Origin of the sequence: Amycolatopsis sp. A1MSW2902 (genome assembly GCF_017312175.1) — a bacterium.
Classification (GTDB): Bacteria; Actinomycetota; Actinomycetes; order Mycobacteriales; family Pseudonocardiaceae; genus Amycolatopsis; species Amycolatopsis nivea.
Map to the genome: position 1 here is coordinate 97,582 of NZ_QJPO01000001.1, position 21,210 is coordinate 118,791.

Annotated in this window: 12 protein-coding genes; all 12 read right to left on the reverse strand. The window is 71.0% G+C overall.

What is annotated here, in order from left to right:
- Positions 1-39 precede the first annotated feature (39 nt).
- The 12 genes from DMP23_RS00550 to DMP23_RS00605 all read right to left on the reverse strand — a co-directional run bounded on the left by DMP23_RS00550 (position 40) and on the right by DMP23_RS00605 (position 21,082).
- Positions 40-1,041, reverse strand: coding sequence for a 3-deoxy-7-phosphoheptulonate synthase (locus tag DMP23_RS00550; RefSeq protein WP_337819794.1), 1,002 nt, complete (start codon positions 1,039-1,041; stop codon positions 40-42).
- On the reverse strand, positions 1,042-2,352 hold the full coding sequence (locus DMP23_RS00555; protein ID WP_443111325.1) for a DHA2 family efflux MFS transporter permease subunit: 1,311 nt from the start codon (positions 2,350-2,352) through the stop codon (positions 1,042-1,044).
- A 41-nt stretch (positions 2,353-2,393) separates the two neighbouring features.
- Positions 2,394-12,227, reverse strand: coding sequence for an amino acid adenylation domain-containing protein (locus tag DMP23_RS00560; RefSeq protein ID WP_337819796.1), 9,834 nt, complete (start codon positions 12,225-12,227; stop codon positions 2,394-2,396).
- A gap of 16 nt (positions 12,228-12,243) precedes the next feature.
- Positions 12,244-13,020, reverse strand: a complete 777-nt coding sequence (locus DMP23_RS00565) for an ABC transporter ATP-binding protein (protein WP_134731923.1) — start codon at positions 13,018-13,020, stop codon at positions 12,244-12,246.
- Positions 13,017-14,039 (reverse strand): FecCD family ABC transporter permease, encoded by a 1,023-nt coding sequence (locus DMP23_RS00570; RefSeq protein WP_051729771.1) that lies wholly within the window; start codon positions 14,037-14,039, stop codon positions 13,017-13,019. Before DMP23_RS00570 ends, DMP23_RS00565 begins: the two co-directional genes overlap by 4 nt.
- Complete coding sequence (locus DMP23_RS00575) at positions 14,036-15,019, reverse strand: FecCD family ABC transporter permease (protein ID WP_337819797.1); 984 nt, start codon at positions 15,017-15,019, stop codon at positions 14,036-14,038. The genes DMP23_RS00570 and DMP23_RS00575 overlap by 4 nt, the downstream gene beginning before the upstream one ends.
- Positions 15,016-16,017, reverse strand: coding sequence for an ABC transporter substrate-binding protein (locus DMP23_RS00580; protein ID WP_037819826.1), 1,002 nt, complete (start codon positions 16,015-16,017; stop codon positions 15,016-15,018). Before DMP23_RS00580 ends, DMP23_RS00575 begins: the two co-directional genes overlap by 4 nt.
- Positions 16,018-16,044: 27 nt before the next feature.
- Positions 16,045-16,899 (reverse strand): siderophore-interacting protein, encoded by an 855-nt coding sequence (locus DMP23_RS00585; protein WP_134666576.1) that lies wholly within the window; start codon positions 16,897-16,899, stop codon positions 16,045-16,047.
- Entirely contained in the window at positions 16,896-17,138 is a 243-nt protein-coding gene (locus DMP23_RS00590) for a phosphopantetheine-binding protein (RefSeq protein WP_043833360.1), read from the reverse strand. The genes DMP23_RS00585 and DMP23_RS00590 overlap by 4 nt, the downstream gene beginning before the upstream one ends.
- Entirely contained in the window at positions 17,135-17,797 is a 663-nt protein-coding gene (locus DMP23_RS00595; protein ID WP_037819834.1) for an isochorismatase family protein, read from the reverse strand. Before DMP23_RS00595 ends, DMP23_RS00590 begins: the two co-directional genes overlap by 4 nt.
- Positions 17,798-17,800: 3 nt before the next feature.
- Positions 17,801-19,399: a (2,3-dihydroxybenzoyl)adenylate synthase gene (locus DMP23_RS00600; protein WP_337819798.1), complete on the reverse strand. Its 1,599-nt coding sequence runs from the start codon at positions 19,397-19,399 to the stop codon at positions 17,801-17,803.
- Positions 19,400-19,606: 207 nt separating this feature from the next.
- The gene (locus DMP23_RS00605; protein WP_337819799.1) at positions 19,607-21,082 is read right to left on the reverse strand and encodes an isochorismate synthase; all 1,476 of its coding nucleotides are present in this window, start codon (positions 21,080-21,082) and stop codon (positions 19,607-19,609) included.
- Positions 21,083-21,210 lie beyond the last annotated feature (128 nt).

Sequence of the window (21,210 nt, forward strand, 5' to 3'; positions counted from 1 at the left end):
GCCTCAAAGGAGCCCTTCACGGACCACTCTCCGCGGCGATCAGACCCGTACTGCCCGATCGCGGGCGGCCAGAGCCAGCGTCTCCAGCAACGGCACCGTCCGCTCCCACCCGAGACAAGCGTCCGTCCGGCTCACCGCGCGGTCGGCGGGCACCCGTTCCGGATCCTGTGCCCCGTCCCGCAGATACGACTCGATCATCACCCCGGCCACCGCAGCGCCGTCGCGCACCTGTTCCGCCACGTCTGCGACCACGCCAGGCTGCCGGTTGTGGTCCTTCCCGCTGTTCCCGTGCGAGGCGTCGACCACCGCTCTTCGCGGCAAGCCCGCCTCCCCGAGCACCTTCATCGCCTCGGCCACCGACGCCGCGTCGTAGTTCGACGCCGGGCCTCCGCGCAGGACCAGGTGCGCGTCCGGATTTCCGCTGCTGCGCAAGGTTTTCATCCGCCCGTCGACGCCGAGTCCCGGGAATGCGTGCGCCGCCCCGGCCGCGCGGATCGCGTCCACCGCGGGGCCCAGCCGTCCGGACACGCAGTTCTTCATCCCGATCGGCATCGGCAGCCACGACGCCAGCTGCCGGTGCGGCTGGCTGGCGACCGTCCGCGCCCCGATCGCGCCCCAGCTCACCGCGTCCGCGACGTACGGCGCCAGCACCGGATCCACGAACTCGTACGCCAGCGGCAACCCGGTCGAGGCCGCGTCGAGCAAGAACTGCCGCCCCAGCCGGACCCCGGTGGCGAGATCGCCTTTGCCGTCCAGCGTCGGGTCCGGCAGGAAGCCGGTCCATCCGGTCACCGACCGCGGTTTCTCCAGGTATGCCCGCAAAACCACCACGAGATCGTCGGCGTACCGAGCTGACATACCAGCGAGCAGCTCCGCGTATTCCAGCGCCGCCGAGGGATCGTGCACCGAGCACGGACCCACTATCACCAGCAACCGCGGATCGCGCCGGTCCAGCACCGCTGAGACCGTTTCGCGGTGCCGGGCGATGTCCGGCGCGATCCCTGCCGTCACCTCCACCGGGCTGGGCAACGTGTCCTGCATCTACCGGCTCCTTTCCTTGGGCAGCCTCGCCGCCCCGGCAACCGCCACCACGACCAGCCCGAGCACCCACCAGAACGTGTCCGCGAAGGCCGCCGCGACATCCGCGCCCCGTGCGGCCAGCCGGTTCTGCAACACCAGCGCGAGCACGGCGGTCCCGACCGAACCGCCCAGAGTGTTCAGCAAATTCAACGCACCAGCCGCTTTCGGCAGCTGGGTTTTCTCCAGGCTGCGATACACCAGCGCCAGCACCGGCGCACTGATCATCGCCGCCCCGAATCCCCGCAGCAACAAGGAAATGACCAACACGACATCCGGAAGTTCGGGACCCAGCTGCGTGAACGCCGCGGTTCCGAGCGCCACCAAGCCGATTCCGGACACCACGAGCGTCCGCGGGGCCAGCCGATCCACCAGCCGATGCACCAGCACCGACCCCGCAGCAGCGCCGATTCCCTGTGGTACCAACAGCAATCCGGTGTCCCACGCACCCAGTCCGGCACCGCGGCGCAGATACAACGGCAGCAGGAACATCGTCCCGAACACCGAAGCGCCCAGCACGACCAGCGCCAGCGCCGCGGCTCCGAATGGCGGCCGCGTAAACAGACGCGGGTCCAGCAATGGTGCCCGCACTCGCAATCCGTGCCGGACGAACGCAGCCAGCATCAGCAAACCCACCACGACCGCCGTGGCGGAAAGCCATTGCGGATATCCGTCGGAGAATCCGGTCAGCCCGAACACCACCGCGGCCAACCCCGGGGAAAGCAAAGCGGCGCCACGGAAATCGAACGGCTCTCGCGGATCAGTCGGCTCGTCCGCCGCGACATACCGCAGCCCCAGCAGAACAGCGACGGTGCCGACCGGCAGGTTGACGTAGAACAGCCATGGCCAGTCCGCGACGTCGAGAATCGCCCCGCTCGCCAGCGGGCCCAGCACCGGCGAAAGCAACGGCACCACGCCGACGACGCTGATCAGCCGCCCGATCCGCTCCGGCCCGGCCGCGCGCGCCAGCAGCGCCTGTCCGGTCGGCGGCAGCAACCCGCCTGCCAGCCCTTGCAGCACCCGGAACGCGACCAGCATCGGCAGCGAACCCGCCAGCCCGCACAACAGCGACGCCGCCACGAACACGACCACTGCGGTCAGCCAGGTCCGCCGCCCGCCGAACCGCGCGGCCAGCCAGCCGGACGCGGGCACGGCGGTCACCACCGCGAGGAGATACGCCGTGGTGACCCACTGGACCTCCGTGACGGAGGCGTCGAACCGCTCCGCCAGCGTCTCCACGCCGACGGAGACGATCGTGCTGTCGAGCGTCGCCATGAACGTGCCCAGCACGAGCACGAACGCGGTCCGCCACAGGTTCAGCGCAGCCACTCGGCCGCGTCCTCGTCCAGCCGCGCCGGAAGCTCGCCGAGGAACCGCAGCAGGTCCGCGACCAGCGACTTGGCTTCCGCGGCCGAGAGAATCCCTGCCTGGTAACCGAAAATGCCGGACCAGCCGCCCGCGAGTTCGGGCACGACGGTGACCGTCATCGGGTAATGAGTGCGCTCGCGGAACCGGGTCCCGGTTATCGCCAGCCCGGGGGCCGGTTCACGCAGTTTCGCCGGGTCCACCGGGTAGTTCTCGAACACGACGAGGCTGTCGAACAACCGGTCCTGACCGGTCAAGGCAGCCAGTTCGGCCAGTCCGACGTGCTGGTGTGCGAGCAGTTCCTGTTGCCGGGCCTGGGTTTCCACCAGGGTCTCCCCCACGGTTCCGGCGAACCGCACCCGCACCGGAACCGTGTTGGCGAGCAGCCCGAGGATCTCCTCGACACCGTCCACTTCGGACGTCCGACCGGAAACCATTGTGCCGAACGCAATATCGGTGACCCCGGCCCGAGCCGCGAGCACTGCAGCCCAAGCGCCCTGTAGCAACGTTCCCGCCGTGACCCCGTGTCGAGCACCGGCTTGCGTCAACGAAGCGACGAGCGCAGCGTCCACAGTGAACAGTTCCGGCTCGACCGCCGCGGGCTGCCCAGTCAGGAGTTTCCGCGACGGCAGATCAGCCAGTTCCGTCCGCCATGCATGCCCGCTGACCGCGTGGTCGCGCGCCGCGAGCCACCGCGTGTACCGCGATACCGGCACTGCCTCCGGCAGCGGCTCGCCGGAGTACCCGGCGAACAACTCGGCCAGGATCCGCGGTGCCGACCAGCCGTCCGACAGCACGTGATGGCTGGTGAGCACGAGTTCGTGCCGGTCCGGACCGTGCCGGAGCACGGTGACCCGCAGCAGCGGCCCCGCAGCGAGGTCGAACCGCTCGGCGAGGTCTTCCGCGAGCAGCTGCTCGACGTTCCCGGACACCTCGCGCACCCGGAAGCCGACCTGCGGTTCCGCAGGCAGTACCTGCACCTCGTGCCCGGCCGGGAAGACCGCGCCCAGGTTCGGATGCCGCCGCACCAGCGCGTTCGCCGCGGCCGCCAACGTGGTCAGGTCCAGCGCTCCGGCCAGCGAAAACGCCGCCTGCACCGGGTAGGGATCCTCGTCGGCTGCCCGCGATTCGCGCAGGATCAGCTCCTGCAGCGGCGTCAACGGCAGCAGCTCGCCGGCCGGTACCTCGGCGGCCAGCGCAGCGAGTTCCGCCTGGAACGCCGCTCCCAGCGCGGCGATCTCGTCCGCGCTGAACTCCGAGGACGGCCAGGTGAACCGCGCCGCCAGCCGGTCGTCGCGCACCATCGCGTTCACCATCAGCGCGTGCCCGAGCGGCCCTCCCGCGGAGCCGAGCGGATCGGCGTCCGGCGGCCGCTGCCACGGCGTCTCCACCTGCGGCGCTGCCTCGAACCGACCGAGGTAGTTCCAGCTGACGTCCGCTCCGGTCGAGGTTCCGCCGAGGATCCCGCACCCGAGCCCGTCGCCCGCGGCACGGAGCTGGTCGCGGACCGCGGCGATCGCCGTCTCGCCGGCAGGCGGCGCGATCCGTGCCGGGTACATCGCGGTGAACCAGCCGACCGTCCGGGACAGATCGACGGCCCCGGCGAAGTCCGGCGTGTGGTCCGGACGGCCGTGGCTCTCCAGAGCGACCAGCAGCTCCGAACCGCACCAGGCACGGTAAGCCCGCGCGAACGCAGTGAGCAGCACGGCGTCCGGGCCGGTCCGGTACGCGCCCGGCAACGTCGTCAGCACCGCCTGCGTGATCTCTTCCGGCACCTCGATCTCGTGGTGCCGCGCAGTCCCGCTGACCGGGCGGGCCGTCGCCGCGATCCGTTGCCAGTGCGGGCTTTCCACCTGCCGCGCCGGTTTGGCCGCGACGAGCGCGCGTGCCCAGCCGAGGAACGACGGTCCGCGATCCGGGAGCTGGCGGCCGAGATACGCCTGTTCGAGGTCGTCGAGAAGGATCCGCCACGACACCGCGTCCACCACGAGATGGTGCGCGACCAGCGCGAGCCGCCCCGGCCGCGACGGACCGGCGTCCACCCAGACCGCCCGCAGCATCGGCCCGGTTCGCGGATCCATCGCGGACCGGACAGCCGCGATCTCTTCGTCCAGCAGCGCCCGCAGATCCGCGTTCTCACCAGCCGGGACCACCATCAGTACGTCCGCCCCGGTCACTGTGCCTGGTTCCGGAACGCGCAATACGTCGCCGGCCAAGTGCGACCGCAGCACGTCGTGTCGTTCGAGGACCGCGTCGAGCGCCGCCCGCCACTTCGGCACGTCGCCGCCGGACGGCACGCACACTTCGACCCACTGGCAGAAGCTGTCGGCGTCCGAGCCAGCGCGTTCCAGCAGCTGACGCATGATGGGCGTCAGCGGCGCGTCCCCGACCGCAGGTGTGAGATCCGGTGAGACCACCACGGTTTTCTCGCTGCACCGCGCCGCGATCCCGGCGATCGTGCCGCCCTCGAAGACGTCTCGCGCGGTCAGGTGCAGGCCCTCGCGGCGAGCACGCGCGACCAGCCGGAGCGACGCGATGCTGTCGCCGCCGGCGTCGAGGAATCCGTCGTCGATCGTGACGTCCGGGCCGAGCAGCTCCCGAACCACGTGCAGCAACGCGGTTTCCGCTTCCGTCGCCGGTTGCCGCGCCGCGGCGACATTCCGCGGACCGGGCGCGGGCAGCGCTGCCCGGTCGAGCTTGCCGCTGGGCCCGAGCGGCAGCCGCTCCAGCGAGAGCACCGCCGACGGCACCATGTGCGCGGGCAGTTCGGCGGCCAGGTACTCGCGCAGCGCGGCGGGATCCGGGTCCGCGCCGTCGACCGGCACGACATAGCCGACCAGCCGCCGGTCCCCCGGCCGGTCCTCGCGGACGAGCACGACCGCGGCGCGCACGTCCGGATGCCGTGCCAGCGCCGATTCGATCTCGCCCGGTTCGATCCGGAAGCCGCGCAGTTTGACCTGGTGGTCGGCGCGGCCGAGGAACACCAGCTGCCCGTCCGGCCGCCAGCGCACGAGGTCGCCGGTGCGGTACATCCGGTCGCCGGGCGCGCCGAACGGGTCGGCGACGAACCTTTCGGCGGTCTGTCCCGGCCGGTTCACGTAGCCGCGGGCGAGCTTCGGCCCGGCGAGGTACAGCTCGCCGGTGACGCCGGTCCCGACCGGCCGCAGCCCCGCGTCCAGCACATACGCCCGCACCTGCGGGTCCGGCCTTCCGATCGGCAGCGGACCCGGGTCGTCGGCGGAGTACACCCAGGTCACGGAGTTGATGGTGACCTCGGTCGGACCGTAGGCGTTGAACAGCGCGCGCCGGTCGCCCCAGCGGTGCGCCAGCTCCGGGTCGAGCCGTTCGGCACCGACCACGAAGAACACCTCTGGGTCCACCGTCGCGTCGTCCGGCATCGCGGACAGGAACGACGGCAGCAGGTTCAGCCCGGTCACGCGGTGTTCGACGGCGTAGGCGAGCAGGTCGTCGCCGGACCCGCGGACCTCCTCCGGCGCGATCACCGAAGTGCCGCCGGACAGCAACGGCAGGAAGAACTGCCAGTACGACACGTCGAAACTCGTGGACGCGAAGTGCAGGTACCGCTCGCCGTGCCGGATGCCGACGATGTCCTCCTGCAGCGCGACGAGGCTCGGAATGCCGCGATGGTTGACCGCGACGCCCTTCGGCTTTCCGGTGGTGCCGGACGTGTAGATCACGTACGCCAGCGAGTCCGGCGACGGAACGACGTCGTCCCAAGTAGACGGTCCATTGAGGACCCCCGGATCGATCATCGGGATGCCGAAGCCGGGATCCGAAGTAGACACCACCGCTGCGGGCGCGCTGTCTTTCACCAGATGTGCCAGGCGTTCCGCGGGGTACGTCGGGTCCATCGGCACGTGCACCGCACCGGCCTTGAGCACGCCGAACAGCGCAACCACCAGGTCTATGTCGCGTTCCAGCAGCACCGCGACCGGGTCCTGTTCACGGACCCCGGCGGCGCGCAACGCGTGCGCGAGCTGATTCGCCTTCCGGTCCAGTTCCGCGTAAGTCAGGCGGCGGTCTCGGCACACGACGGCTTCGGCGTCTGGAGTTTCCCGGACCCAGCGGGCGAATTCCTCCAGACAGGTACCGGCTTCCCGCCTCGGCTCGGGTCCGGTTCCTTGCCGAAGGAGAGCCGCTTCCTCTTCCGTGTCAAGGGAACGCAGCCGCGCGACCGGTTGCTGCGGGTCGGCCACGAGCTCGTGCAGCAGCGTCGTCAGCCAGCGGCCGTAGGCCTGCACGGTCGGCTCGTCGAAGGCATGCGGCTGGTAGCCGAGGCCGATCGAGATCTCGTCGCCGGGCAGCACGATCACGGTCAGCGGATAGTGCGTCGCGTCGGTGATGTCGACGCCGGCGAGGTCGAGCCCGGGCGCGAGCGGTTCGCGTTCCCGGCTGGAGAGCGGGAAGTTCTCCATGACCAGCATCGTGTCGAACAGATCGCCGACGCCCGCCGCGCGCTGGATGTCCGGCAGCCCGAGGTGATGGTGGTCGGTGAGCCGCGCGTTCTCGTCCTGCACCCGCGTCAGCACCGCCGACGCCGGATCGGACGGGGCGAACGCCACGCGCACCGGGATGGTCGTGCCGAGCTGGCCGATCATCGCTTCCACGCCCGGAACGTCGGACGGACGACCGGACACCGGGCAGCCGAACACCACGTCCTGGCGTCCGGTGAGCCGCGCCAGAAGCACGCCCCACGCCGTCTGGAACACCGCCGTCGGCGTCACGCCGCGTTCCCGCGCGAAGCCGCGCAGCCGTTCGCTGAACTCGGTGCCGAGCCCGACCCAGATCCGTTGTGGACGGTCCGAAGCGGACTCCGCGGTCGCCGGGGCGAGCCGCGTTCCTTCTTCCAAACCAGCCAACGCGGTCTGCCACGCCTCGACCGCCGCGTCATGATCGCGGGCGGCCAGCACCCGGTGGTACTCGGCGAGCGGCGGCGCGACCGGAGCGGCCGGCCCGCCGTCGAGTTCGGCGTAAGTGGCCAGCAGGGCGCGGCCGACGAGCGGCATCGACCAGCCGTCGAGGAGCGCGTGATGGATCGTCAGCACCAGCCGGTGTTCGGCCGGGCCGAGGGTGATGAGCAGGAACCGGATCAGCGGCGGTACCGCCGGGTCGAACGGCCGGGCCAGCTCGGCCGCGCATTCGTCCTCGGCGCTCTCCGGGTGCTCGACGTGCCGCCAGTCCAGGTGCACGTCAGCAGGCACGACCTGCACGACCTCGCCCGCCGCCGTCGTGTGCAGGTGGACGCGCAGCGCCGGATGCCGTCGCAGCAGCTCCTCGGCGGCGGCTCGCATCCGTTCCGGAGCAAGCTGCCCTTCGAGGTGGGTCACCGCTTGCACGGTGTAGACGTCGGGTCCGCCCCGCGTCAGCGTGTGGAACGACAGTCCGGCCTGCAGGGGCGTCGCGGGCAGGACGTCGGCGACCGGGCCCTGCTGTTCGAGCGCGTCGATGTCGTGCTGGGTGAGCGTGACGAGCGGAAGGTCCGACGGAGTGAGCCCGCCGGTGTTCTCCCGCGCGTGCGCCGCCAACGCGGCCAGTGCGGTCGACCAGGCGTCCTGGAGGCGTTCGACCTCTTCCGGCGGCAGAACCCGGCTCGCGGCGGTCCATTCGACGGCGATCCGCGGCACGCCTTCCTCGCGGACGAAGCAGTTCAGCGCCAGGACCTGCTCCAACGCCTTGGCGGGCGGCTCGATCACAGCGAACGGATCCTCGTCCGGCAGCTGCCAGCCGCCGGACAGCGGACTGAACCGGCCGAGGTAGTTGAGCAGGACGTCCGGCATCTCCGGCGTGAACCCGGCCCCCGGGTCCAGGTACCGCAGGATGCCGAACCCGATCCCGCCGTCCGGCACCGCGCGCCGCGCTTCCTTGACCGCGCGCAGCAACCGGTCGAGCGTGTCCACACCGGACAGTTCAATGTGGACCGGGTATTCGGCGGTAAACCAGCCGACGGTCCGGGCGAGGTCCAGCCCTTCGCGGCCGTGGCCCTCCATCGTGACGGTGAGCGCGTCTTCGTCGCCGCGCAGGGTCAGCACGAGCGCGGCGAGCAGCACCTCGTCGACACCCGCACGGTAGGCGGCGGGCAGTGTTGTGAGAATCGCCGCGCTTTCCTCTTCGGTGGCGACGGTGACCGAACGATGCGCGGTGGCAACGGTGTCGCGCGTCGGGTCGAGCTTGCTCTTCCGCGTCGACCGCCAGTAGTCGAGTTCACCGCGCCGCGCGCCACTCGTCCCTTGTTCGGCGAGCGCCAACGCATGTCGTCGCCAGGAATTGCGCACGGGTTCGAGCACTCCGCCCTCGCACGCCGTCTGCAGATCAGGCAACAAGATGCGCCACGAAACCCCGTCGATCGCCAGGTGATGCATGACGATCACCAACTGGTCCCCGACCAGCGCGACGCGCAGCATCGCCCCGGCGCGCGGGTCCAATTCGGACGCCAGCCGTTCGGCTACTTCAGCCGGATTCCCCGTCGCCTCGGCGACCGACGCATCGACGGCTCCCCGCGGCCGGATCACCAACGAGCCATCGGGTTCGACGCGAAGCCGCAACACGTCGTGGTGGTCAAGAATCGCCTGAACGCCTTCGCGCAGCCCCGGCACCGGGCCGTCTACCCGGAGCACTGTCCACTGTGCATAGCCGACAATCGCGTCCAGGTCCGGATTCAGGTCGAACAACGTCCGCACGATCGGCGGCGCCGGAACCTCGCCGATCGGCTCGTCCGGTTCGCTGTCCGGTTCGGACAGATCCCGGCTCGCCGCCGCCAACGCCGCGAAACTGCGCCGCGCCAGCAAATCCCGCGGCCGGAGGTCCAGCCCGTGTGCCCGCAACCGGCTGCTCACGCTGATCGCGGTGATGCTGTCGCCGCCGAGGGCGAAGAAATCGTCGTCGACCGCCACCCGCTCCACGCCGATCACCTCGGCGATCGCCGCGCACAGCAACCGTTCCCGCTCGGTCCGCGGTTCCCGTCCGCCCTCGGCCGCCGCAGGCGCGGGCAGCGCGGCCCGGTCGAGTTTTCCGTTGCTGGTAACCGGAAGTTCGTCCAGCACCACGACCGCGGCCGGAACCATCGCCTCCGGCAACCGCTCCGCGAGCGTCGCCCGAACGTCCTCCGCAACCAGCCCTGAGCCGACGACATACCCGACCAGCCGGGGTCCGCGCACCGCAGCCGCGGCAGCCCGCACGCCGGGAACCGCGCCGAGCGCGCCCTCGACCTCGCCCAATTCCACGCGGTGGCCGCGAATCTTGACTTGGTCGTCGTGCCGCCCCAGATACTCCAGCCCCCGGCCCGGCACCCAGCGCACGACGTCGCCGGTGCGGTACATCCGCTCCCCCGGCGGCCCGAACGGATCCGCGACGAACCGCTCCGCCGTCCCGCCCGGACGACCGAGATAACCACGCGCCAGATGCGGTCCGGCCAGGTACAACTCCCCGCGGCTGCCCGGCAGCACCGGCCGCAGCGCGGCATCGAGCACGTACGCCCGCGTCCCGGGCACCGCGAACCCGATCACCGGCTCGCCCCCGGTGATCGGCGCGCTGGCACCGTCCACAGTGGCCTCAGTCGGACCGTAGATGTTGCGCGCGCGGATTCCGGACGAAGCGACCCGCTGCCACAACGCCGGTGACGTCGCCTCGCCGCCGAGCACCAGCAACGCCGGGTCGAGCGACCCCGCGTCGAGCAACGGAGCCGCCATCGACGGCGTCGTGTCGATGACGTCGATCTGGTCGCGTACAAAAGCGGCGTGCAGCGCATCGACGTCGCGCGCGGTTTCCGTGTCGTAGATGTGTAATTCGTGCCCGCAAAGCATCCACAGCAGCTGCTCGATCGCCGAGTCGAAGGCGAAGGAGTACGTGTGCGCCACGCGGAGCCGCCGCCCCTGCGCGGTCTCGGCCACCGTGGTCGCGCGATGGTTCCGCTGCAACGTCTCCAGCCCGCCGGACCGGACCAGCACTCCCTTCGGCTGGCCGGTGGAGCCCGAGGTGAAGATGACGTACGCGAGGCTTTCCGGATGCCGGTCTACCTGCTCCCCCACCGCCGAGTACCCGGCGATCTCCTCCCGTACCGCCGGATCGTCCAGCCGCAGCTGAGGCACGCCCGGCAGCAGATCCGAATCCGTCACGGCGAGCTTCGGGGTCACCTCGGCGACCAGCGAGCGCAGCCGTTCCGCCGGATGCGCCAGGTCCAGCGGCAGGAACGCCGCCCCCGCGTCGAGCACCGCCAGCAGCGCCACCACCAGATCGACCGACCGCGGCAACGCCAACGCCACCACGTCGTCCGCTCCGACGCCCCGCGCCCGCAACGCCCGCGCCAGCCGGTGCACCCGGTCCCGCACCTCGTCGCCGGTGAGCCGCTCGTCCCCGCAGACCAGCGCGGTCTGCCCGCTGAGCCCGTCCAGGAACCCTTCTCCGGTCGGGGTTACCGCGGGAGTCGACCATTCGGCAAGCAACGCGTCGACGTCCGGCACCAGGTCCACCCCGCCGACCACCGGCGCGTCCGCACTCGTGAACGCGGAGATCAACGCCTTCAACGCGGTGAGCTGCGCGTCGACGCCAGCCTGGTCCTGCGAACGCGCGTCGACCTCGAAGCCCAGCAGCAGCCCGCCGCCAGCGGTCGGGAGCACGCTGAGTCCCATGTCCTCCGGCGGCCCGCCCGCGACGTTCCGCATCGTCCCGCGCGCCTCGCCGAACGCAAGTTCCAGGTCGAACGCCTTGAGGTTGATCCCGCGGCCGTGCAGCAGCGCACCCGCGCCGGGCACCGCCAGATCCTGCGGCAGATTCTCGCCCCGGTACCGCTGGTGCGCGCGCATTTCCCGCAACGCCTGCGCGACCCGCGCGGTCAGCTCCTCCGGACGGTCGCCCGGTTGCACGCGCACCCGCAACGGCAGCACGTTGACCGCCATCGCAGGGGTCCGCAACGCCGCGCCGACCCGGCACATCAACGGCACCGCGAACACGACGTCCGCCGTTCCGAGCACCCGGTGCAGGAACGCCGCGTAGCACGCGATCAGCGCGTCGCCCCAGGTCGTCCCCGCGCGCTTCCCCAGTTCGCCAAGCCCGGCGACCTCGTCCGCGGTGAGTTCGGCACGCGCGGTGAACGTGGCCTCCGGCAGCCCGGCAGCGCTCGCGTCGTCGGCCAGCTCCGGCATCGGCGTGAACCGATCGCACCAGTACGCGCGGTCCTTCGCGAACCGTTCGCTCATCCGGTACTCGCGGTCGGCTTCGACGAGATCCGCGAACCGGCCGAACGTGGACGGCGGCGTCTCTTCGCCCCGCACCGCCGCGGTGTACCGGGCAGCGGTGCGGCGGGCGAGCATCGCCGCGGTGTAGCCGTCGAACACCAGGTGGTGGCCGAGCTGGGTGAACCACACTTCGGTGTCGGAAAGCCGGAGGATCACGTGCGAGAACAACGCCCGGTCCAGCATCCCGCGGCACGCCTCCGCCACCCGCCGCCGCTCCGCCGTGACCCGCGCGTGCGCCGCGGCGAGCGGATCCGGTTCCCCTTGCAGATCAACGACTTCCGGCAACGGCACCGGCTCGGCGGACACGGTTTGCCGCGGCCCGTCCGGGGTGTCGTGCACCCGCAGCCGCAGGCTTTCGGCCTCCTCGGCGGTCGCCCGGATCGCCTCGGCCAGCGCCGCGAGGTCGACCGGCGCGCCGGAGATTTCCACGACGTCGCCCACGACGTAGTACGGCGAATCCGGTTCCAGCCGCTGCGCGTTCCAGATGCCCAGCTGGGCGCTGGTCAGCTCGAGAGCGGCGAGTGCGGTGCTCAACTGGTGACTCCCGGGGTCAGAGCGACGGCACGACCATCGGCGTGCCGGTGACCGGATCGGGCACCACGACGCTCGGCAGGTCGAAAACTTCCTTGATCAGCGCGGCGTCCACGACCTCGCCGGGCTCGCCCTCGGCCACGACCCGGCCGTCGCGCATGGCGACGACGTGGTCGGCGTACCGGCAGGCCTGGTTGATGTCGTGCAGCACCGCGATCACCGTGCGGCCCTCGTCGCGCAGCCGCTTCAGCAGCTCCAGCACTTGATACTGGTGCGCGATGTCGAGGAACGACGTCGGTTCGTCGAGCAGCAGGTACGGCGTGCGCTGCGCGAGCACGACCGCGATCCACACGCGCTGCCGCTGCCCGCCGGACAGCTCCTGCACCGGACGGTCGGCCAGCCCGGCGACGCCGGCCGCGGTCATCGCGCCGACCACCGCGGTCTCGTCCTCCTCGGACCACGACGACAGCAGCGACTGGTGCGGGAACCGCCCGCGCGCGACCAGCTGCCGGACGCGGACGTCCTCCGGCGCGGACGGATCCTGCGGCAGGAAGCCGAGTTCCTGCGCCAAGGCCTTGGCCGGATACGCCCCGACCTCGCGGCCGTCGAAGGTGACGCCGCCGTCGGACGGGCGGAGCAGCCGGACGAACGCGCGCAGCAATGTCGATTTGCCGCACGCGTTCGGGCCGACCACCGCGGTGAACGCGCGGTCGGGCACGTCGAGCCGCAACCGCGTCGACACGACGCGGTCGCCGTAGCGCAGGGTGAGGTCCCGCGCGGTCAAGCGGGCGGTCACTTCCGCCGCACCTCCTTGGTGAGCAGCCAGATCAGGTAGCAGCCGCCGATCGCCGTGCTGACCACGCCGACCGGCAGCGAGACCGGGGCGAGCAGCATCTGCGCGACGAGGTCGGCACCGGCAAGCAGCAGCGCACCGGTCAGTGCCGCGGGCAGCAGCGGAATGCCGGGCGCGCGGGCGAGACGGCGGCCGATCTGCGGCGCGGCGAGCGCGACGAACGCGATCGGCCCGGCCACCGCGGTGACCGTCGCCGTGCAGGCGACACCGATCACGACCAACTGCAGCCGCAGGGATTCGTGCCGGACGCCGGTCGTCACCGCGAGTTCCGTGCCGAGCGCCGCCTGGTGCAGCGCGGGCGCGCGGGTCAGCAGCACCGCGAACAGCACGGCCAGCACCCCGAACGGCACCGCGACGTCGCTCCAGCCGATGCCGTTGAGCGAACCGGCGCTCCAGCCGACCGCGGCGATCGCCACTTCGAGGTCGGCGCGCAGCACGATCCACGAGTTCAACGCGGTCAGCATCGCGTTGATCGCGATCCCGATGACGATCAGCCGCAACCCGGACCGGCTGCCGCCCATCGACAGCAGATAGACCGCGGCCGCGGTGATCAGCCCGCCGACCACCGACGCGAACGTCAGCTGCGTCGACGACCCGGACAGCACGGTCATCGCGATCAACGCGCCGGTGTAAGCACCGGAGTCGAGACCGATCACGTCGGGGCTGCCGAGCGGATTCCGGGTGACGTTCTGGAAAATCGCCCCGGCCAGCCCGAGCGCGGCCCCGAACACCAGCCCGGCCGCCACGCGCGGCAACCGCCATTCGCGGATCACCACGCCCGGTCCGCCGCCGGACCCGCCGAGCGCGGCGAACACCCGCGCCGGACTCGCCCAGGCCGCGCCGTAGCAAAGCCCCAGCAATGCGAGCCCGGCGAGAACGACGCCGAGCACGGCGACGAGAACGACCGTGCGACGCTCGACCCGCAACGAAATCCGCCCTCGGCGGAACACGAACGCGGTCATAACGCGGCCGTCCCGTACTTGCGGACCGCCCAGATCAGCACCGGACCGCCGACGAACGCCGTCACGATCGCGACCGGCACCTCGCCGGTCGGCAGCAGCACGCGCGAGCCGATGTCCGAGACCAGCAGCGGAATCGGGCCCAGCACCACCGCGAACGCGGTCAGCCACGGCACCGACGCACCCGCTGCTCGGCGCGCGAGATGCGGCACGATCAGGCCGACGAACAGAATCGGCCCGGCCACCGCTGTCGCCGCCCCCGCCAGCAGGGTGATCAACAACAGCGTCACCGCACGTATCCGGGCCACGCGCGCGCCGAGAGTGTGCGCGACGGTGTCGCCCAGCGCGAGCGCATTCAGCTGGCGGCTCAACAGAAACGCGGCGACCACGCTCACCGCGATGACGATCAACGGAACCGTCAGCGGAGCCTGTTCCCGTCCAGCCAGCGAACCAACCGCCCAGAACCGGTACCGGTCGAAAGTGTCCGGCAGCAGCAACCGCAGCCCGAGCGAAACGCCGCTGAGCACGAACGTCAGCGCGGTGCCGGTCAGCACCATCCGCAACGGCGACCGCCGGCCGACCGCGTAGACCAGCAGCGTCGCCAGCACCGCGCCGAGCACCGCGAACAGCAGCTCCCCCGAGGCGGAAACGGCGATGCCGAGCGCGGAACCGATCGTGATGGCGAACCCGGCCCCGGCCGTCACGCCGAGCACGCCAGGTTCGGCGAGCGGGTTGCGCGACAGCACTTGGACGAGCACCCCGGCCACCGCCAGCGCCGCGCCGACCCCGACCGCCAGCAGCGCACGCGGCGCGCGGACGTCGCGCACCACCGCCTGATCCGCCGGATCGCCGTGCCCGAAGATGGCCTGGAGCACCTCCGCCGGCGCGATGCCGTGCGCGCCGACGCCCACGCTGACCACGGCCACCGCCGCCAGCAGGACGACGGCGGCGGCCAGCAGCGCGGTCCGGCTGCGCGCGGTCACTTCTTCAGCAGCGGCGCGAACGCCTGGTCCACCGCGTCCAGCGTCTTCATCGCCGCCCGGTAGGTGGCCGCTTCGGTATAGCGGAAGGCGAATGTCTTGCCCGCCTTCACCGCGGGAAGTTCCTTCCACAGCGGCGAATCGAGGACGTACTTGACCGCGGGCGGCACCGAGCCGTCCGGCTTCACCGAGTAGGTGATCGCGTCCGCCTGCGCGAACGCGGTCGGCAGCTCCTCGATCGACGGGTACTCGCTGACGTCCTTCGAACCGCCGCCCTTGACCTTCACCTGGCCGAAGTAGTTCGCGCCGATGTCCTGCGCGACGTTGGTGCCCCAGGAATCCTTGAACTCGCGCTGGAAGTTGCCCTTCGCGACCTCGCCGTACGCGCCGACGTGCCCCAGTTTCAACTGCGGCAGCACGGCTTTGTACTTGTCCGCGAGCTGCTTCGCCTTCGCCTCGTACTCCTGGCGCGCGGCGTCGAACCCGGCCAGCGCGCCGGCCGCGTCGGACTGCTTGCGCGAAAGCTCCCGCCACGCCGACGGCACCGACGGGCCGATCGCCACGACCGGCGCGATCTCCTGCAGCCGCTTGACGTCGATGTCCGCGAGCACCGGCTTCGGCACGCCGATCACGATCAGGTCCGGATCGGCCTGCGCGATCGCCTCGTAATTCGTCTCGGCGGCCTGCTCGCCCGCGACCTTCGGCAGCTCGTCGTACTTCTTGCGGTCCTCGGTCGTCATCATCGGCAGGCCGCGCTTCCACGTCGAAATCCCGACGAGCGGCGCCTTCGCCTCGAGCAGCGCCGGAACCGCGTAACCGGTCGCGATCACCCGCTTGGGCTTGACCGGGATCTTGATCTCGCCGTTGTCAGCGGCGAACACGCGGGTCGGGGCGTCGCTCCCGCTGCTGCTCTGCGCGTCGCCGGAGCCGCAGCCCGCGACGACGGTGAGGGCGACCGCGAGGGCAGCGGCGGCGAGACGGGTCTTTCTGGTGACGGTCATGCGAGGGTCCTTGCTGTTGCTGATGAATCAGTGGTCGTGCTCGTCGTCGAAGTCCGCGACGCCGCGTTTCCAGTAGCCGGTCACGTCGTAGTCCTCGCGGGCGAGCCCGAGGTCGTCGCGCAGCCAGCGGCGCAGCGGCTTGATCGCGCCCGCTTCCCCGGCGATCCACGCGTAAAGCCGTTCGCCTTCCGGCACTTTGACTTCGCGCACGGCGTCGGCGAGCAGCTCGACGCTGCCCGGTGCGGCGGTTCCGCGGTGCAGCCAATGGACTTCGACGCCGTCCGGCGCGTCGAGGTCGATCTCCTCGCTCGCGTCGGCGACCTCGGCGAACGCCCAGCCCGCAGCGGTCCGCGGCAGTTCCTCCAGCCAGCGCGCGAGGGCGGGCAGCGCCGTGATGTCGCCGGCGAGCAGGTAGCGGTCGTAGTTGTGCGGCACGATCAGCCCGCCCGGCGGACCGGCGACGTGCACGGTCTCGCCCGGCCGCACCGCGCGCGCCCAGTCCGAGCCGAGACCGCCGTCGTGCAGGGCGACGTCGAGGTCCAGCTCGCCGGACGCCGGGTCGTAGCGGCGGACGGTGTACTCGCGCGAGACCGGCGACGGCTTCGGCCAGCGGAGCATGTCGCCGTTCGCCTCGGGCAGCCGCAGCTCGCCGTCGGCGTCCGGGAAGAGGATCTTCACGTGCTCGTCCGGCGAATGCGCCTCGAACCCGGCCGTGCCCGGCCCGCCGAGGGTGACGCGCAGCAGTCCCGCGCCGACCGCGCTGGTCCGCACGACCTCCGCGCGCCGGATCCGGATGGGGTACGGCACTTTCTCGGCCTGCCGCCCCGCGCGGACCTCCGCGATCCGGGCTGTGTGGCGGTGCCGGTGCGTATCCCGGCTCACTGCGAGCCGCCGGTGAGCAGCTTCGTCCAGTGCCCGAGCCGCGGGTCTTCGGCGAGGTCGGCGAACTCCAGCTGGGGAGCGCCCGCGCCGCGCCACTTCTCGACCAGGCTCATGATCCGCATCGAGTCGAGGCCGAGGTCGGCGAGATCGGTGTCCGGGGTCAGCTCGTCGAGGCCGCAGCCGAGCAGTTCGGCGACGTCGGCGTTGACCTGCTCGGCAGTCAGTCCGGGGGTGCTCATCGAGGTGCTCCTGCGGGAATCGGCGCCGACAGCGCGGCGAGCGCGTCGGCGGTGGTGGTGACGACGCCGCAGCGTTGCGCGACGTACTCGCACGCCTGGTCGTGCCGGGAGCGGTCGAAGTCCGCGACCGCGTCGCTGATCAGGAACGGCCGGACGTCGCGCATGAACGCCTCGACCGCCGTGGTTTGGCAGCCGATGTGCGCGTACACGCCGGTGATCAGCAACTGGTCGCGGTCGCCGAGCTGCTCGCGGAACGTGCTGCGCTGGAACGCGCTGTAGCGCCATTTGTCCAGCACGGTGTCGCCCGGCCGCGGAGCCAGCTCGTCGACGATGTCCGCCGCGCGCGGGTCGTCGTCGATCACCGCGCCGATGCCGTCGCCCCAGAACTCGGTGAGCAGCCCCCGATCAGCGGCGGGCTGCTTGCCCGGCTGCGCGGTGTAGAACACCGGCATGCCGTAGCTCCGCGCCTTCTCGGCGAGCTCCGCGATGTTCGCCACCATCTCCGGAATCGGCGAACCCTCGTACGGGGCAAGGAAATACCGCTGGACGTCGTGCACGAGCAAAGCCGCCCGCGCCGGGTCGGGCCGCCACCCGACCCGCCCCGCGGGCAGGTCCGCCGCCGTCGGCAGCGGGTACGCCCGGATTCTCGGCAGGGACACGCTTCACCTCTCCTTCGCCAGGGCGGCCAGCGCCGCCCGCAGTTCGCGTTTGCTGGTCTTGCCCACGCCGGTGACCGGGAACTCCCCGACCACCTCCACCAGATCCGGCACCTTGAACGCGGCCACCCCGCGCCCGCGCACGAACCGGCGCAGTTCCGCCGCGCTGGGCTGCTCCCCGTCCGCCGGAACGACGTACGCACAGGTCCGCTCGCCGAGATACTCGTCCGGCACCGCGACGACGGCGGCGTCGAGCACACCCGGATGCGCCATCAGATGGTTCTCGACCTCTTCCGCCGCGACTTTTTCGCCGCCGCGATTGATCTGCTCCTTCGCCCGCCCCACGACCTCGAGGTGCCCGGATTCCTTTTGCCGCACCAAATCGCCGGTGCGGTAAAACCCGTCCTCGGTAAACGCGGTCTTGTTGTGCTCAGCGGCGTTGTAGTACCCGCTAATCGTGTACGGCCCGCGCGTAAGCAACGCACCGATTTCGCCCGGCTCGACAAGATCGTCCGACTTCGCCAGCGGATCGTCCGGATTCACGACCCGCACCTCGTCGTCCGGCGAAATCGGCCGCCCCTGGGTGCTGAGCACGAGGTCCGCCGGATCGTCCAGCCGGGTGTAGCAAACGAGCCCCTCCGCCATCCCGAACACCTGCTGCAGCCGGCATCCCAGCGCCGGACCGATGCGTTCCGCGAGTTCCCGGCCGCACTTGGCCCCGCCGACCAGCAGAACGTCCAAAGAGGACAGATTCCGCTCCGTCCGCGCCGCCGCCTGCACCCAAGCCGCCGCCAACGGCGGAACGACCCCGCTGATCGTGACGCCCTCAGCCTCAATCAGCCGGAACGCGGTGTCAGCGTCCGGCCGCGGCGCCATCACCGTGGCCGCCCCCGCATGCAGCGCACCGAGCAACCCAGGCGAACTGAGCGGAAAATTATGCGCGACAGGCAACGCCGCGAGATACACGCTCTCCTTCTTGAGCCCGCAAATCCGCGCACTCTCCCGCACGCTGTACAAGTAATCGTCGTGCGTCCGCGGAATCAGCTTGGGCAACCCAGTGCTGCCACCGGACAGCTGCAGAAACGCCATCCCCTCCGAATCCGGCTCCGGCAACTCCCGCGGCGAGGTCTCCGCCAACGCCGCGAATTCCGGTTCCCCGACGACGAAGACTTTCCGCTGCTGCGCGACTTCCCGCGCCATCTTCGCGTGATCATGCCCAGCATGCTCGCCGGCGGTAAGGATCGCTTTCGCGTCGCTCTGCTGGGCGAAGTGCCGCAACTCGCTGTCCCGATGCGCGGGCAACGCGAACACCGGCACCGCCCCGGCGCGCCACAACCCGAAGACGACCGACACGAACTCCGGAATATTCGGCAACTGCACGACGACCCGATCGCCCTGCCCGATTCCGCTCGCGACGAACCCGGCAGCCAACCGATGAGCCCGCTCGTCCACCTCGGCGAACGTCCAGCGCTGCCCTTCGCCGACCACCGCCGTGCGGTCCGCGTACGCCTCCTTGAGCGAGGTGAGCAAGGCTCCGAATGTTTGTCCCCGCCAGTAGCCACTGGCCCGGTACTGCGCTGCGGTTTCCTCTGGCCAGAAGCTCATGCGTCGCCCTCCGCGCTCAGCAACGTCCGGTCTCGTCGACACCCGCTTGCCGCAGCTTCCCGCCACAAACTCACGCGACTTCCTCCGCACCCAGCAGCGTCAGCCCTCGCTGACACCTACTCGCCCGATACCGCGCCGCGGTCTCCTCCGCACCCAGCAACGTCCTGCCTCGCCGACATCCGCTCGCCGCGGCTTCCAGCCACAAACTCACGCGACCCCCTCCGCACCGAGCGCACGCAGCAGCGTCCCGAACTTCGCACTGGTCTCCGCCAATTCCGCCGCCGGATCAGACCCGGCGACGACCCCCGCCCCCGCGAACAACCGCGCGGTCTTGTCGGACACCTCGGCACACCGGATCGTGACGACCCATTCGCCGTCCCCCGCGAGATCGGTCCACCCGACCAGCCCCGCGTAGTACCCGCGATCCTCCGGCTCGAGCCGCGCAATCGTGTCGCGCGCCAGATCGACCGGCACCCCGCACACCGCAGGCGTCGGATGCAACGCCTCAGCCAACTCCAACGACGACGGCCCATCCGCCCCCACGCGCCCGGTGATCCGGGTCGAAAGGTGCCACATCGTAGGTGTGCCAATCACTTCCGGCTCTCCCGGAACGTCCAGCTCAGTGCAGTAGCGCCCCAACACCTCCGCGACCTGCGCGGCGACGAGGGCATGCTCATTGAGGTCCTTTTCGGACACTCGCAGGTCCGCGATTGCCTGCGCGTCCTGCGCCGGATCCCCCGTCCGCCGCCGCGACCCGGCAAGCGGATTCGCGGTCACGACGTTCCCCTTGCGAGACACCAGCAACTCCGGACTGGCCCCGACGAGCGTCCGCGGCGCCGGATCCCCAGGCGCACTGACGTCGACAGCAAAGGCATGCGCCGCAGGATCCGCCACGACGAGGTTACGGAGGAGTTTTCGCACGGATACCCCTTGCCCGCCCACGAGATCCAGCGCACGGGCGAGGACGACCTTGCGAAGTTCCCCGTCACCGATGAGATCGACCGCCCGACGGACGCTTTCGGCATAAACCTCGGGCGCCGGCTGCGGGATCACGGTCCAGGAGGTGGTGGCATCGATGCCGTCGACGCCTGAACCGCTACGGGATCCGGCGACGGCCGCACTCTGGTTCCCGCCAGGCTCCACCGCACGGCTCGCCACCTGCGAATGCCCGCCTGCGTTCCCGCCTGACCCCACCACGTTGCCCGCCGCACGCGAACGGCCGCCCGCATCCCCGCCAAACTCCGCCACGTTCCCCGCCGCACGCGAACGCCCACTCGCATCCCCGCCGAACTCGGCCGCCCGCGAACACTCACCCGCGTTCCCGCCGGACTCCGCCGGATCGCCCACGACCTGCGAACTTTCCCCCATTCGCAGGCCGCCGTCGCCGGGCAGCTCGGCCCGCCGCACCACCGCGGGCACGATCAAGCTGCTCCCGGAGTCCGGCCGGAACCCGATCGCCCCCACCACGACCGGATTCGCGACCCCTGCCAGCACCGCGGCTTCCAACGCCTCGGCAGCCGCCGCGGCCCGGTTGCCCGTCGTGCCGCGGACGTGCGAGTGCACCCCGTCGGCGAGCAGCACCCCGCGGGCCGACGAGTAGTAGAACGACCCCGGCAGGTACGCGGCCAGGAGATCCGCCGCCCGGTGGACCGGCCGCGGACGGGCCGGAGCAGGTGAGGACACGAGGTGAATTCCCTTTCGCACACGCGCAGGCGGCCGAGCCGCCCCGTCCGTTCCTCGCACAAGGTCCGGACCTTGACTGTTCGGTTAGCCTAACCTAATGGACAGTAACGTATCCGGACGAAAAGGAA